General features: G+C 76.2%; 11 protein-coding genes. 3 read left to right on the forward strand and 8 right to left on the reverse strand.

Annotation, left to right across the window (positions count from 1 at the left end; all coding sequences use genetic code 11):
• Positions 1 to 84 precede the first annotated feature (84 nt).
• Genes ACPCUX_RS13045 through ACPCUX_RS13055 form a run of 3 tightly spaced genes read left to right on the forward strand, consistent with a single transcriptional unit; the run spans position 85 to position 3,533 of the window.
• Positions 85 to 933 (forward strand): acyl-CoA thioesterase, encoded by an 849-nt coding sequence (locus ACPCUX_RS13045; RefSeq protein WP_232322803.1) that lies wholly within the window; start codon positions 85 to 87, stop codon positions 931 to 933.
• A 33-nt stretch (positions 934 to 966) separates the two neighbouring features.
• A complete protein-coding gene (locus ACPCUX_RS13050; protein ID WP_423388959.1) occupies positions 967 to 1,956 on the forward strand; it encodes a DNA topoisomerase IB in 990 nt (329 codons plus the stop codon).
• Entirely contained in the window at positions 1,953 to 3,533 is a 1,581-nt protein-coding gene (locus tag ACPCUX_RS13055) for an SDR family oxidoreductase (RefSeq protein WP_423388930.1), read from the forward strand. Before ACPCUX_RS13050 ends, ACPCUX_RS13055 begins: the two co-directional genes overlap by 4 nt.
• 34 nt (positions 3,534 to 3,567) lie before the next feature.
• Here the strand turns inward: ACPCUX_RS13055 and ACPCUX_RS13060 are convergent, their stop codons facing one another.
• The 8 genes from ACPCUX_RS13060 to ACPCUX_RS13095 form a co-directional block, all read right to left on the reverse strand.
• Positions 3,568 to 4,065, reverse strand: a complete 498-nt coding sequence (locus ACPCUX_RS13060; RefSeq protein ID WP_043658693.1) for an acyl-CoA thioesterase — start codon at positions 4,063 to 4,065, stop codon at positions 3,568 to 3,570.
• 187 nt (positions 4,066 to 4,252) lie between these two features.
• On the reverse strand, positions 4,253 to 6,007 hold the full coding sequence (locus ACPCUX_RS13065) for a GTPase (RefSeq protein WP_085388165.1): 1,755 nt from the start codon (positions 6,005 to 6,007) through the stop codon (positions 4,253 to 4,255).
• Positions 6,004 to 8,118 (reverse strand): dynamin family protein, encoded by a 2,115-nt coding sequence (locus ACPCUX_RS13070; RefSeq protein ID WP_423388931.1) that lies wholly within the window; start codon positions 8,116 to 8,118, stop codon positions 6,004 to 6,006. The genes ACPCUX_RS13065 and ACPCUX_RS13070 overlap by 4 nt, the downstream gene beginning before the upstream one ends.
• Before the next feature lie 144 nt (positions 8,119 to 8,262).
• Positions 8,263 to 9,216, reverse strand: coding sequence for a phosphotransferase family protein (locus tag ACPCUX_RS13075; RefSeq protein ID WP_423388932.1), 954 nt, complete (start codon positions 9,214 to 9,216; stop codon positions 8,263 to 8,265).
• A 268-nt stretch (positions 9,217 to 9,484) separates the two neighbouring features.
• Positions 9,485 to 11,167 (reverse strand): energy-dependent translational throttle protein EttA, encoded by a 1,683-nt coding sequence (ettA, locus tag ACPCUX_RS13080; protein WP_021483138.1) that lies wholly within the window; start codon positions 11,165 to 11,167, stop codon positions 9,485 to 9,487.
• Between the two features lie 135 nt (positions 11,168 to 11,302).
• A complete protein-coding gene (locus ACPCUX_RS13085; RefSeq protein WP_423388933.1) occupies positions 11,303 to 11,983 on the reverse strand; it encodes a single-stranded DNA-binding protein in 681 nt (226 codons plus the stop codon).
• Between the two features lie 44 nt (positions 11,984 to 12,027).
• Positions 12,028 to 13,614: an ABC transporter gene (locus ACPCUX_RS13090; protein ID WP_378224323.1), complete on the reverse strand. Its 1,587-nt coding sequence runs from the start codon at positions 13,612 to 13,614 to the stop codon at positions 12,028 to 12,030.
• Positions 13,611 to 15,293: a GTPase gene (locus tag ACPCUX_RS13095; RefSeq protein WP_423388934.1), complete on the reverse strand. Its 1,683-nt coding sequence runs from the start codon at positions 15,291 to 15,293 to the stop codon at positions 13,611 to 13,613. The genes ACPCUX_RS13090 and ACPCUX_RS13095 overlap by 4 nt, the downstream gene beginning before the upstream one ends.
• Positions 15,294 to 15,327 lie beyond the last annotated feature (34 nt).

Below are 15,327 nucleotides of genomic sequence, written 5' to 3' on the forward strand. Positions count from 1 at the left end.
TCGACCTCCTCGGCCTCCCCCGGCCCGACGTCGGACGCCGCCCCGCGCGAGCAGGTCCCGAACCCGCTGAACCACCTCCTCGACGTGCTGCGCCTCGAGCGGGTCGGCGACGGCGACGGGTCGGCCGCCGACCCGGAGCACTTCCGCGGGGTCTCCGTGCACCAGCCGACGGGCCGCGTCTACGGCGGGCAGGTGCTCGCGCAGGCGGTCCTCGCCGCGGGCCGCACGGTCCCCGAGGGCCGGCTCCCCCACTCCCTGCACGGGTACTTCCTGCGACCCGGCGGCCTCGACGTGCCGATCGACTTCGCGGTCGAGCGGCTGCGCGACGGGCGTTCGTTCAGCGCCCGCCGGACGCACGCGATCCAGCACGGCAAGCCGATCCTGTCGATGATCTCCTCGTTCCAGGAGGAGCAGGGCGGCATCGAGCACGCGTCCGAGATGCCCGACGCCCCGGCCCCCGAAGAGGTGCCGTCCGCGCTCGACGTGCTCGGCGGCATCGACCACCCCATCGCGCGGTTCTGGTCGCACCACTCGGCGTTCGAGCTGCGGCACGTGGGCGGGTCGCTCTACCTGCACCCGGACCACGAGCCCAAGGACCACCAGATGGTGTGGATGCGGGCGCGGGGCGACGTCGGCGACGACCAGCTGCTGCACCGAGCGCTCATGGCGTACGCGTGCGACCAGGTCATGCTCGAGCCGATCCTGCGCCAGGCGGGCACGAGCTGGGTCACGCCCGACATGTCGATCGCGAGCCTCGACCACGCGATGTGGTGGCACCGTGACGTGCGCGTGGACGAGTGGCTGCTCTACGTGCAGTCGGCCCCGAGCGCCCAGGGCGGCCGCGGGCTCGGCGCCGCGCGGGTGTTCGCGCAGGACGGCACGCTCGTCGCGTCGATCGCCCAGGAGGGCATGGTCCGCCTCCCCGCGCTCTGACGGGCGACGGACGCGCGTCGGCCCGACACTGTCCTGGTGCGACTGCGCCGCGTGACCGTGACCTCGCCGGGGTACACCCGCCGCCCGAAGGGCGACGCGTGGGTGTTCCTCGACGTCGAGGGCCTGCCCCTGGCCGACGAGGAGGAGGTCGCGCGCTGCGAGCGCCTCGCCGTCCCGCCCGCGTGGTCCGACGTCTGGATCTGCCGGTATCCCAACGGGCACATCCAGGCGTTCGGCCGGGACCTCGCCGGGCGCGGCCAGTATCTCTACCACGAGCAGTGGCAGGTGCGGCGGGCCCGCCGCAAGCACGACCACGTGCTCGACGTCGGCCGTCGCCTGCCTGCCGCCCGGCGCCGGGTCGCGCGCGAGCTCGAGCTCCCCGGCATGCCGCGCGGCAAGGTGCTGGCGCTCGCGTTCCGGCTGCTCGACCTCGCGTACTTCCGGGCGGGCGGCGAGATCTACGCGAAGCAGAACAACAGCTACGGCCTCGCCACGATCCGCAAGGAGCACGCGCGCGTCCGCCGCGACGGGAGCGTGCACTTCCACTACCCGGCGAAGTCCGGCCAGGTGCGTGACGTGATCGTCGACGACCCGGTGGTCGCCGAGCTCGTGACGACGCTCAAGCGGCGCCGGGGAGGCGTCGAGCTGCTCGCGTGGCGCGATGCGGACGCGACCGGCAGCGCGGTGTGGCACGACGTCACGAGCGCCGACGTCCAGGCCGGCATCAAGGAGCGCCTGGGCGACGACGCGACGCCCAAGGACTTCCGCACGTGGCACGCGACGGTGCTCGCGGCGCGCGCCCTGGCCGACGCCGGCACGGCGCCCGCGTCCGAGCGCGCCCGGCGCCGGGTCGTCACGGGGATCGTCAAGGACGTCGCGGAGGAGCTCGGGAACACGCCCGCCGTGGCGCGGTCGTCGTACATCGACCCGCGGCTGTTCGACCTGTGGGAGCGGGGCGAGACCATCGGGTCGACGCGCTCGCAGACGCGTGCCGAGCGCGAGGTCCTGGAGCTCCTCGGATGAGGGCCGCGGTCACCGGGGTCACCGGGTACGTCGGCGGGCGGCTCGTGCCCGAGCTGCTCCGCGCCGGCTTCGAGGTCCGCGCGCTCGCCCGGCACCCCGAGCGGCTCGCGGGCCGCGAGTGGGCGGACGACGTCGAGCTCGTCGAGGCGGACGCGAGCGACCTGGACCAGATCCGGGCGGTGCTCGAGGGCGCCGACGTGGCGTACTACCTCGTGCACTCGCTCGGCACCGGGCGCACGTTCGAGGTCCGCGACCGGCGCACCGCGCTGACGTTCGCGCGCGCGGCGCGCGAGGCCGGCGTGCGGCGCATCGTCTACCTCGGGGGGCTGTTCCCCGACGTGCCGGAGGGCGAGCTGTCGCCGCACCTCGCGTCGCGCAAGGAGGTCGGGGAGATCCTGCTCGCGTCGGGCGTCCCGACGACGGTCCTGCGCGCCGCGGTCATCCTCGGCTCGGGCTCGGCGTCGTTCGAGATGATGCGGTACCTCACCGAGCGGCTCCCGGCCATGACGACCCCGAAGTGGGTCGACAACCGCATCCAGCCGATCGCGGTCCGCGACGTGCTGCGCTACCTCGTCGGCTCGGCCTCGATGCCCGACGACGTGTCGCGCGGCTTCGACATCGGCGGCCCCGACGTGCTCACCTACCGCGACATGATGCAGCGGTACGCGCGCGTGGCCAACCTCCCCCGGCGGCGCATCGTCAGCGTGCCGGTGCTCACGCCCCGGCTGTCGTCGCACTGGGTCGGGCTCGTCACGCCCGTGCCGAGCGGCATCGCCCGACCCCTCGTCGAGTCGCTCCAGCACGAGGTCGTGTGCCACGAGCACGACATCGCGCAGTACGTGCCCGACCCGCCCGAGGGGCTCATCGGGTTCGACCGGGCCGTCGAGCTCGCGCTGGAGCGCATCCACGACGGCGAGGTCACGACGCGCTGGTCGTCCGCGTCGGTGCCCGGGGCGCCGTCGGACCCGCTGCCGAGCGACCCCGACTGGGCGGGCGGCTCGCTCTACGTGGACGAGCGCCGCACCGTCGTGGACGCGCCGCGCGAGGTGCTCTGGCGCGTGATCGAGGAGATCGGCGGGCAGGGCGGCTGGTACTCGTGGTCGCTCGCGTGGCGCGTGCGCGGCCTCATGGACCGGGTCGTCGGCGGGCCGGGCCTGCGCCGCGGCCGGCGCGACGAGCGCTACCTCCGCGTCGACGACGAGCTCGACTGGTGGCGCGTCGAGGCGATCGAGCCCGGGCGTCGGCTCCTGCTGCGCGCCGAGATGCGGCTCCCGGGCCTCGCGTGGCTCGAGCTGCGCGTCGACGAGGCGGCGGCCGAGCTCCCCGACGCGACGGACCCCGACGCCCCGGGGCCCTCGCCGGAGGACGCCAGCGGGCCGGGCCGGACCTACTTCGCGCAGCGCGCGCTGTTCCACCCGCACGGGCTCGCGGGCCAGCTCTACTGGTGGGCCGTCAAGCCGTTCCACGGCGTGGTGTTCGGCGGGATGCAGCGCAACGTCGCCGAGGCCGCCGAGCGCGCCGCGCGCAGCGGTCGCCCCTCCGCGGACCGGCCGCGGGACGGCCGAGAGGCGGGCTGACCGGAGCGGCGACGCACGCCGCCGCTCCGAGGGCTCAGCGGCGCCGGCGGAACGTCAGCGGCTCCTCGACGAACGGCTCCCACGCCGCGCGCTCGGCCTCGCTGATGCGTCGGGGCGAGCCCGTCGCGGCGTCGACCACGACGATCGTCGTCGCGGCCTTCGCGTACGGGGCGCCGCCCGAGGTGGGGCCGGTGCGCTCGAAGCGCGCGGCGCCGTCGTGCACCTCGTAGCAGACCTCCAGGCTGGCCCCGCCGAGGTGCCCGATCCACAGCTCGACGCGGACGGGCGTGCGCGTGAACCCGAGCGGGCGCAGGTACTCGATCTCCTGCCGGGCGACGAGCGTGTGGCTCGTCGCGTGCGGGCCGGTCTCCAGGACGGCCGTCGGCCAGGCGTCCTCCCCCGCGTCCGGGTGGGTCCAGAACGCGGTGATGCGGGCGTCCTCCAGCAGGCGGAACATCTCGACGTTGTTGACGTGCGCGTACGCGTCGAGGTCCGACCACCGCAGGGAGACGGGGACGTGCAGACGGGTCATGGAGGGTCCTCTCGCTCGACGGTGCGGCCCGGCGCGACCGGCGGGACAGGTGCCCCGGTCACCGGACCGGGTCCATTCTCCACCGGCCCGCCGACCACGAGGCTCCTCCGCGCCGAGCACGAGGTTGCCGTCGTCCTGGCGCCCAGGACGACAGCAACCTCGTGCTCGGCGACTGGAGGTCGGACGGTCAGGACGCGGCGACGAGAGCCGCGGCGCGGCAGCTCGCGAGCGCGGAGAGCTCCTCGCCCACGGGGAGCCGCACGAGTCGGTCGGCCACCTGGCCGACGGCGTCGCGCAGCCGCCGTCGGGCGCGCGCCGCCCGCCGTCGTCCGCCCACCGCGGCCGCGGCGCGGGACACGAGCGCGACGAGCACGCCCACGACGATCCCCCCGAGCGCGAGCAACGTCGGCCACGGCAGCTCCGGGGCTCCGGGACCGCCGAGCGTGAGGACCGGCGTCGGCGGCTCGGGCAGGCGCAGGTAGGTGAACCCCCACAGCGCGGCGAGCCACAGCAGGCCCACGACGAGCGCCGCGAGCACGAGCCACTGGAACGCGCCGACGACGCGCCACCACACCGGACGGCGGGCCGCCTCGAGCTCCGTCCCCGCGACGGCCTGGTCGAGCGCGTCGGCGAGGTCCGCCGCACCCTCGGACGCCCGACGGCGCACGGCGAGCGCCCAGTCGTCCGGCACGCCCGCGGTGGCCTCGGCCGCGTAGTCGCGCACCGCCGTCTGGGCGCCGGCCCGCAGCGCGGCACCGACCGCCGGGAGCGAGGTCCGCGCGAGCTCGGGCCGGCTCGCAGTCTCGGCCGTCCCCAGCTCCTTCGCCGCCCGCGCGCGGGCCGAGCCCGGCGCAGGCCCGGTGCGCAGCCCGATGCGGCGCAGGGGGTCGGGCCGGAACCGTCCGACCCAGCGCGTCACGGGCCAGCCCGTCGCGGCGCGCGCGTCCCGCACGGCCGAGCCGCGCACGGCGGCGACGACCGTCGGGACGCCCGCCGCGGCCTCCAGGGCGTCGACGAGGCCGTCGCGAGCGCGGCGCGCCGCGCGCTCCGGGACGGGCTCGCCGCACGCCGCCGCGACGCGGCGCGCGACCGCGCGCACGTCGGCCGCGAGCCGGTCGTTCGACGCACGCCGCCGGGCCGCGGCGTCCGCGAGCAGCCCCCGTAGCTCGTCCAGCCCTTGGCCGGTGCGGGCCGAGACGCCGAGCACGCGCGCGTCGGCGAGCCCGTCCTCGGCCGCGAGCCGGCGCAGGTCGGCGAGGCACGCGTCGGCGTCGGCGGGCGTGAGCCGGTCCACCTGGTTGAGCACGAGGACGACGACCGAGCCGTGCCCCGCGAGCGGGCGCAGGTAGCGCTCGTGCAGCGCGGCGTCCGCGTACTTCTGCGGGTCGACGACCCACACGAGCAGGTCGGCGCGCTCGACGAGGCGTTCCGCGCGCACGCGGTGCTCGACGACGACTGAGTCGTGGTCGGGCAGGTCGAGCAGCACGAGGCCGCTCGTCAGCTCGCCCGCGCGGCGACCGCGCAGGAGCGCGCGCAGGCCGCCGCCCGCGCGCGCGTCGCCCGGGTCCCCGGAGGTGAGCGGGGTGCCCATCTCGTGCCGTCGCCGCACCTCGAGCCAGTCGAGGAGGGCGGCCGGTCCCGCCGGGCCGGCGGCGGGTCCCGACGCGCCCCACACCGCGGCGAGCGGGTGGGACGTCGTGGGCCGCTGCACCCCGACCGTCGCGAGCTCGGTGCCCGCGAGCGCGTTGAACACCGACGACTTGCCGGAGCCGGTCGCACCCGCGAGCGCGACGACGGTGTGGTCGGCCGACAGCCCGGCCCGCTCGCGCGCGCGGGCGACGACGGTCCGCGCGTCGGCGAGCAGGTCGGCGTCGACGCGCCCCTCCCCCGCGCGCACGGCGGTCTCCAGCGCGGTCGTGCGCGCCGCGAGGTCGATCGTCATGCCTGCTCACCCCCCAGCAGGCGGCGCCAGAACCCCGGCCGCCGGGCCGGCTCTGCCGCCTCGTCCCCCGGCGCGACCGCGGACTCGTCCGGAGGCGGCGGGGTCCACCCCGCGCCGCGCAGGAGACGCGCGGCGTGCCGACCCACGGCGGTCCGGCCGCCGTCCGCACCGGCCGCGACGGCGGGGCGTGCGGACCGCTCGACCCGGGCCGCGGCCTCGACCGCGCGCGCCGCCTCGAGGACCGAGCGGGCGGTCTCGTCGGCGTCGGCCGTCCCGAGGGCGTCGAGCTGCGCGGTGTAGCGCAGCGCCTCGTCGTCGAGCACCACGCGCACCCGCTCCGCGAGCCGCTCGCGCGCGGTCCGCGTGAGGCGCCGCACCGCGTCGTCGCCGAACACGGCCTCCAGGAGCTTCTGCGCGAGGATCGCCGTCCCGCCCGCGATCCCGACCTCGGCGCCCGTCAGGCCGCCGGTCGAGGCGAACACGACGACCATGAGGCTCAGCCCCAGCCCGTTGATCCCGAAGGACAGCGCCCGAGCGGCGCCGCGCTTGCCCGCACCCTGCTCGCGCACGAGGTCGAGGACGTCGGACTGCCAGCCCCGGATCTCCTCCGCGACGCGCGCCCGCACGCCCGCGGACGACCGCGCCAGGTCGAGCCCGTCGAGCAGGGCCGACCCCGCGGGGTCCGCGCGCCACCCGCCGTAGGCGCGCTCGGCCGCGACGTCCGTCGCGTCCAGGATCACCGCCTCCAGCCCGTGCGCGATCGCCTGCTCGACCTGCGGCGCCTGCGCCGGACGCCCGCGGAAGAACGCCGCGAGCGCGTCGCGGACCCGGCCGACGCCCTGCTCGACGGAGCGGAACAGCTCGCTCGTGCCCACGAAGTCCTGCCAGCGCGCGAGCACCTCGCCGCGCAGCAGCGCGCCGTCGCTCGTCGCGGCGTCCACGGTCGTCGCCGCCTCGTCGTACGCGCGCTCGACGACGCCGCGAAGGCGCGCGTCCGACGCCGCCTGCGCGTCGGCGGCGCCCGCCACGAGGACCGCCCGGCGCACGAGGTCGTCCACGACCCCGTCGCGCGTCGCGGTCGCGACCCGGTCCCGCTCGTCGCCGTCCGCACCCAGCGCGGAGAGCCACGACGCCACCGCGGCGACCGCCCGCTCGGGGAGGAAGCCGTCGACGAGCTCGGACTCCCCCACGACGAAGAGCGTCGCGGCGTCGAGGCCGTTCTCGTCCATCATCCCGCGCAGGTCGTCCGCCACGGCCTCGGTGCCCGGGTCGACCCGGTCGAGGACCATCGCGACCTGCGCGCGGCGCTCGGCGGCTCGGTGCAGGAGGTCCCACGGGACGGCGTCGGCGTAGCGGGCGGCCGTCGTGACGAACAGCCACAGGTCGGCTGCGGCGAGGAGCTGCGCGGCGAGCTCGCGGTTCGCCGTCTCCACGGAGTCGACGTCGGGCGCGTCCACGAGCGCGAGGCCCTGCGGCAGCGCGTCGCTCGCGACGAGGCGCAGCGTGCGCGTCGGGTCGGGCGGCGTGGCGGGCTCGCCGGGCCTGGTCCCGCTACCGGGACCGGTCGCCGTGCCGGTCGGGGTGCCGGGGGCTGCGGGCCGCGCGCCGTGCTCGCTCACGCGCGCGAGCCCGGGCAGCACGCGGTCGGTCGAGAACCAGCGCTCGTCGAGCGGGTGGTGGACGAGGACGGGCGCGCGCGTCGTCGGGCGGAGCACGCCGGGCGCTGAGACGTGCTCGCCGAGGAGCGAGTTCACGAGCGTCGACTTCCCCGCTCCGGTCGACCCGCCCACGACGACGAGCAGCGGCGCCGCGTGCGAGCGCAGCCGGGGCAGCAGGTAGTCGTCGAGCTGGTGGACCGCCAGGCCGAGGTCCTCGCGCGCGAGCGCCGCGCCGGGCAGGTCGAGCGGGAGCCGCGTGGCGGCGAGCCGCCCCCGCAGGATCTCCAGCGCCTCGACGAGCCCCGTGGTCGCCGAGGCGCCCGCCGCGACCCCACCGGCGCGCGGGCCGTCGGCGGGCAGGCCGTCGGGGCGCGGGCCGTCGGAGCGCAGGCCGTCGGGGGTCGACGCGTCCGGACGGACCGCGTCGTCTCCGGAGTCACCGCTGGCCGTCATCCCGTCAGTCTGCCGGAATGCCGCTGGCCAGGCCCGATGGGACACGGCAGGCCCGTCCCCCGCACCCGGCGAGATCGACGCGCACGGGTCGAGACCGCCCCTGCGAGGGTCGACCGCGACCGCACGAGCCGGTCTCGCGGAGGGTCACTCCCCCAGGCGGTGGCGGAGCCACGCGACGCCGACCTCGGCCTGCGCCCGCTGGAACGCGCGCAGGTGCGGGATCCCTGGCGGCGCCGGGTCGAGCGAGGACTTGAGGAAGTAGCCGGTCAGCGCGGCGAGGTAGGAGGTCACGGCGTCGGGCTCGACGTGGCGCGGCAGAGGGTGACGCCGCAGCACCTCCTCGGGCGGCGGACCACCCTCGACCTGCACGGCCGGAAGCATGCCGACCGCGTCGCAGAACGCGGCACCCCGCGCGGCGCACGGCCAGTCGACCGCGACGGCGGCACGGTCGACGAGCACCGTGTTGTCGCCCCGGAGGTCGCCGTGGACGAGGTGGTCGCCCGCCGTGGCCTCGGGCCACGCCTCCGCCAGCGCGGCGAGGCCGTCGAGGCGGGCCGCGACCCACGGGTCGTACGCGCCCAGGCCCGCCGGACGACGGTCCGCGAGGTCCTCCCACTCGCGCCACTCCACCGTGTCCGCGAAGCGCGGGAGCGGGGAGTCGGCGGGCACCTCGACCTCGCCGATGCGGCGGGCGAGGTCCGCGACCGCCGCGAGCTCGTCGTCGCGCCACGGCGTGGCGACGGCCCGGCCGGGCACGGCGTCGAACGCCAGCGCGACCCAGGTCCCCGCACCGTCGAGGTCGTCGTCGAGCACCCAGCGGAGCGCGGGCGCCGGCGTCCCGGCGGGCAGGGCCCGCGCGGTCCGCGCCTCGAGCCGGTACAGGTCGGCGGTGAAGGGGTGCTCGGGCCCGATCGCCTTGACGAACACGTCGCCCGCGTCGGTCCGGAGCGTCGACGCGAGCCCCTGCGAGTAGCCGCCGTCGTGGCTCGTCCAGCCCGAGGCGCCGGCACCCAGCCGGGTCTCGACGGCGGCGCGGACCGCCGCCGGGAGGTCGGGCCAGGAAGGGCGCACGCGCGAGGGGGCGAGGTCGAGGGTCATGCCGAGGGATCCTCGCGACCTCCGACGGGCGGCGTCAACGCCTTTCCGCGTCGCCGAGCAGCCACGGACGGCGAGGACCGTCCGTCCCGCTGGGCCGCCGAGGTCCTGACGGCGGGGCGCCTGGAGGTCTGGACGGGCCGACGGCTCGCGAGCCCGACGGCACAACCTTCCCGCCGGCTCGGCCGGTCAGGACGGGCCCGAACGCGCCGACGCCGGGCGGGAACGGGTCCCGCCCGGCGTCGTGGCCGATCCGTACGACGACGGTCGCTCAGTCGCGCGTGAGCTTGCGGTACGTCACACGGTGCGGGCGGGCCGCCTCCGCGCCGAGACGCTCCACCTTGTTCTCCTCGTAGGAGGCGAAGTTGCCCTCGAACCAGTACCAGCTCGCCGGGTTCTCCTCGGTGCCCTCGTACGCGAGGATGTGGGTCGCCACGCGGTCGAGGAACCACCGGTCGTGGGACACCACGACGGCGCAGCCGGGGAACTCGAGCAGCGCGTTCTCGAGCGAGCCCAGGGTCTCGACGTCGAGGTCGTTCGTCGGCTCGTCGAGCAGCAGGAGGTTGCCGCCCTGCTTGAGCGTCAGCGCGAGGTTGAGACGGTTGCGCTCACCACCGGACAGGACGCCCGCAGGCTTCTGCTGGTCCGGGCCCTTGAACCCGAACGACGCGACGTACGCGCGCGACGGGATCTCGACGTTGCCGACCTTGATGAAGTCGAGGCCGTCGGACACGACCTCCCACAGCGTCTTCTTCGGGTCGATGCCGCCGCGCGACTGGTCGACGTAGGAGATCGACACGGTCTCGCCGACCTTGAGCTCGCCGCCGTCCAGCGGCTCGAGCCCGACGATCGTCTTGAACAGCGTCGTCTTGCCGACGCCGTTCGGGCCGATGACGCCGACGATGCCGTTGCGCGGCAGGGTGAAGCTCAGACCGTCGATGAGCTGGCGCCCGTCGAAGCCCTTCTGGAGGTTCGACGCCTCGAGGACCAGGTTGCCCAGGCGCGGGCCCGGCGGGATCTGGATCTCCTCGAAGTCGAGCTTCCTCGTGCGCTCGGCCTCGGCAGCCATCTCCTCGTAGCGGGCGAGACGCGCCTTCGACTTGGTCTGGCGGCCCTTCGCGTTCGAGCGGACCCACTCGAGCTCGTCCTTCAGGCGCTTGGCGAGCTTGGCGTCCTTCTTGCCCTGGACCTGCAGACGCTCCTGCTTCTTCTCCAGGTACGTCGAGTAGTTGCCCTCGTACGGGTAGAGGCGCCCGCGGTCGACCTCGCAGATCCACTCCGCGACGTGGTCGAGGAAGTAGCGGTCGTGCGTGACGGCGAGGATCGCGCCCGGGTACGTCGCGAGGTGCTGCTCGAGCCAGAGCACGGACTCCGCGTCCAGGTGGTTCGTGGGCTCGTCGAGCAGCAGCAGGTCCGGCTTCTCGAGCAGCAGCTTGCACAGCGCGACGCGGCGTCGCTCACCACCGGAGAGCACCGACACGTCGGCGTCCGGCGGCGGGCAGCGCAGCGCGTCCATCGCCTGCTCGAGCTGCGAGTCGAGGTCCCACGCGTCGGCGGCGTCGATCGCCTCCTGGAGCGTGCCCATCTCGGCGAGGAGCGCGTCGAAGTCCGCGTCGGGCTCCGCCATGAGCGCGGAGATCTCGTCGAAGCGCTGCTTCTTGGCGAGGATGTCGGCCACGGCCTCCTGGACGTTGCCGAGGACCGTCTTCTCCTCGTTGAGCGGCGGCTCCTGGAGCAGGATGCCGACGCTGTACCCCGGGGAGAGGCGCGCCTCACCGTTCGACGGCGTGTCCAGGCCGGCCATGATCTTGAGGATCGTGGACTTCCCGGCGCCGTTGGGGCCCACGACGCCGATCTTGGCGCCGGGCAGGAAGTTCAGGGAGACGTCGTCGAGGATGACCTTGTCTCCGTGCGCCTTGCGCGCCTTGTACATGGAGTAGATGAACTCAGCCACAGCCTGTCGTTCCACCGTTTCGGTCGGGAGAGGTACGGGATTCGTCGACCACTCAGCCTACGCGGTCGGGCCGCCGGGACGCGCCCGACGGCGCCGCGACCGGTCGAAGGTCACGACGCCGTCCCGTCCCACGGCTCAGGCGGCCGCCGTCGCGCTCCCCTTCCGGGCGGTGCGGGCACGCGGCGCACGGGCGCCCGACGCGTCGGGCTCCCCGCCCAGCGCCGCCGCGACGTCCGCCGTCGCCCAGGGGTCGTCGGCGGTAGGCTCGTCGAGAGCGGGCTCGCCGGGGGCGGACTCACCGCCGCGGTCGCCCGGCCCCGCGCCCGCCTCGCCCCCACCCGCGGCGTCAGGCACGCCGCTCGGGTCGAGCGTGCCGGCCGCAGCGGGTGGGACGCCGTCGACCGCGTCGGCGGGGCCGCCCTCGGTGCGGCGCGTGGCGTCGTCGTCGCGGCGGTGCACCGTGCGGGTGAACCGCGCCTCGCCGAGCGTGAGGTCGGGGCCGAGCGCCGTCGCCTCGACGACGAGGCTCGTGCGCGGGCCGTCCGGGCCGTCCCACTCGTCGAGCGAGAGCCGGCCCGTGACGACGACCGGGTCGCCCTTGTGGAGCGAGAGCGCGACGTTGCGCGCGGTGTTCTTCCACACCTTGACCGTGAACCACAGCGTGCGGCCGTCGACCCACTCGCCGCGCTCGCGGTCGAGGTAGCGCCGGGTCTGGGCGATCCGGAAGCTCGTGAAGTCGTTGCCCGACTGCGAGCGGAACAGCGTGGGCGTGGTCGCGACGAAGCCGGACAGCGTGACCGTGACGTCACCGGGCATGGTTCCTCCTGAGGTCGACGGCCGGGCTGGTCCCGGCCACCGCCTCAGGGTGCGGTGGGAGCGGCGGTGCCGTCCGGCGTCGGGCCCTCGCCTGTGGACGAGCCTGCGCCGTCCATGCCTGGGGGTAGCCGTAGCGCCCCGGTGAGCGGCGCGGCGGGCGTCTTGTCCCGCGCGGACTGCGCCAGCTCGCGCACCTGCCGGTGCAGGTCGAGGAGCTCCTGGGTGGGCCGGCCCATCGCGTCCTGCACGACGCGCTCGATCGCACCGCGCCCCGAGGCGAGGACCTGCTGCTCCCGGCGTCGGGCGAGCGTGCGCCGCACCTGGAGCGCGACGAGGAACGCGACCACGGCGCCCAGGACGGCGACCGCCGCCACGACCGCGCACACCGTGACGAGCGTGCGCCCGAGGTCGAGCACGCGCAGCGACCCGAGCACCGCCAGGACCCCCGCCACGACCCCGACCGCGAGCGCCGACCAGGCCGCGCGCCGCGTGGGGCGCGAGGACGACGGCCCGCGCGTGTCGAGGGGGATCTTCGCGAGCGCGGACCGCGTCGCCTCGGCGACGCGCGGAGACGGCGCGACGGCCTCGTCGAGGGCCTTCTGCCAGCCGGACCGCAGCGAGCGCCCGGCGCGCGCGAGCCAGCGCGAGCGCGACAGGGCGACGGCGTCGGGCTGCGGCGGCGAGAACTCGGGCCGCCCGTACCCGTTGCGCACGGCCGCGCCGACCTGGCCCGCGACCGCGGCGAGGCCCGTCGCGTCGGCGAGCGCGTCGACCTCCTCCTCGACGGCCGTGCTCATCGTCCACGGGACGTCGCCCGGGAGCTGCTCCAGCAGGAGCGCCCCGGCGCGGTCGAGCTCGCCCGCGACGCGGCTCGCGGCGACGCTGCGTCGCGCGACCGCCTGCTCGAGCAGCGACCGCAGCTCGTCCAGGCCCTCGCCGGTGCGCGCGGAGACGGTGGTGACGTAGACGCCGTCGAGCCCGTCCTCCTGCAGGAGGCGGTCCATGTCCTCGACGAGCGACGCGCGGCGTGCCTCGGGGACGGTGTCGATCTGGTTGAGCGCGACGACCATGGAGCCCTCGAGCCCGGTCGACTTCTGCAGGTAGCCCGAGTGCAGCGCGTCGTCGGCGTACTTCTGCGGGTCGACGACCCACACGAGCAGGTCGACGAGCGGCAGCACCCGGTCGACGACCGCGCGGTGGGCGGGCTCGATCGAGTCGTGGTCCGGGAGGTCGAGCAGGACGAGGCCACCGAGCGCCGACTCGTCCTCGGCGTCGAGCTCGCCGTCGCGCGTGATGCGACGCTCGGGGTCGACGTCGAGCCAGTCGAGCAGCGCTGTCGCGGCGTCGCTCCACGAGCACGCCGTGACCCGGGCCGTCGTGGGCCGCTTGACGCCGACGTCCGCGAAGTCGAGGCGCGACACCCGGTTGAAGAGGCTCGACTTGCCCGACCCGGTGCCGCCCGCGAGCGCGACGACGGTGTGGTCGACGCCGAGCGCGAGGCGTTCGCGCACGCCGCCGATCGCGTCGCGCACCTGGGCCGCGACGGCGGGGTCGAGGCGGTCGCCCGCGAGGTCCACCGCGCGCGCGAGGTCGTCGACCCGGGCGCGCAGCTGGGCGTCGTGGGACGTCACATGAGCCTCCTCAGCTCGGCGAGTCGTAGGCGCAGGCCGACGGCGGCGTCCGCGGCGAGCGCGGGGTCGGCGAGCGTCGTGAGGACGGGCTCCGCCTCCCGCTCGACCATGGTCGCGGCCCGGTCGGCGAGGTCGTCGCGCAGCGCGGTGACCGCCTCGTCGCCCTCGTCGGCGAGCACGGTCCGCACGAGCCGGGCGGCGTCGTCGTTCCCTGCCGCGCCGGCGAGGAGCAGCGCCGCGACGCCCGTCTCCCCGAACGCCTTCACCGCGGCACGGCCCGCCTCCGACGCCGACGGCGCCCCGAGCGCGGCCACCACGTGCTCGGCGCGCGTCGCCCACTGCTGCACCTGGGTCGTCGCGGACGCCTCACGGCGCGCGGCGGCGGCGTCCTCGGCGGGCAGGACGTCGGCCCCGCCGGGCAGCGGGCGGTCGCCGTCGATCGCCGCCCGCAGCGCCTCGTACGCGAGCACCCCGTCCGCGGCGAGCGTGCGGCGCGCCGCGTCGCGCGTCTCGTCGAGCAGCGGGGCGAGCACCAGGTCGCGCGCGCGGCCCCGGCGACGGGACGACCGCACGACACCGCCCCGCACCTTGACGCGGTCGACGCGCCCGGCGCCCGTCACCTGGGCCCAGCGCGCCTCGAGCGACCCGTGCGCGACGGCGCCGTCCAGCGCGGTGCGGCGCACGGCGTCCTGCACCGGCGGCAGCGCCCGCTCGACGGCGGAGCGCAGGTCCGCCGCGGCCTCGACCTGCTCCTCCACCGCGTCCGAGACGCCGGTGACCCAGTCGGGCAGGGCCGCGAGCGACCCCTTGAGCGTGCGCACGATCACCGCGCGGGAGCGGTCCGGGCCCGCGAGCATCGTCAGCCAGCGCGCGACCGGCGCGACGACCGAGCGGTCGAGCAGGCCCTCGTGCGGGCCGACGTCGGGCACGACGAACAGCGGCACGCCGTCCATGCCGTGGTCGCGAAGCCGCTGGAGCAGGTCGCCGCGGATCGTCGTGAGCGTCTCGCGCGGGACGCGGTTGAGGACCATCGCGACGCTCGCCCCGCGCTCCTTCGCGCGCGACAGCGCCTGCCACGGCAGCGCGTCGCCGTAGCGCGACGCCGTCGTGACGAACAGCCACAGGTCCGCCGCCTCGAGGAGCAGGCTGGCCGTGTCGCGGTTCTCCGACAGCAGCGAGTCGAGGTCCGGGGCGTCGAGCAGGCCCGTGCCGCGCGGCACGCCGTCGTGGTCGATCACGCGCGCCACGCGGGTTACCGGACCCTCGACGATGACGTCCGCGTCGAGCGGGTTGAACGCGAGCACCGGCTCGCGCGTGGTGGGCCGCAGCACGCCGGCCTGCGACACCTCCTCGCCGAGCAGCGAGTTGTACAGCGTCGACTTGCCCGCCCCCGTCGACCCCGCGATGACCACGATCGCGGGCGACGACAGCTCCCGCAGCCGCGGCAGCAGGTGCTCGTCGAGCTGGGTGAGGAGACGGCGGCGCGAGGCGTCGGCCTCGGTCGCGCCGTCGATCGCGAGCGGGAGGCGCACGTCCGCCACGTCGCGGCGCAGGTCGCGCGCGACGTCGAAGACCGTGACACCGAGCTCCTCGGTCGCCTGAGCGGGACGCCACGAGCCCGGCGACCGGCCGGCCGAGGTGGCGCTCGCGTCGCTCGTGGCGGCGTCTGGGGTTCTCACTGGTTCATAGTGACCGCTGTCGAGGGCCCCGCCA

Source organism: Cellulosimicrobium sp. AB352 (assembly GCF_049538415.1).
GTDB lineage: Bacteria > Actinomycetota > Actinomycetes > Actinomycetales > Cellulomonadaceae > Cellulosimicrobium > Cellulosimicrobium funkei.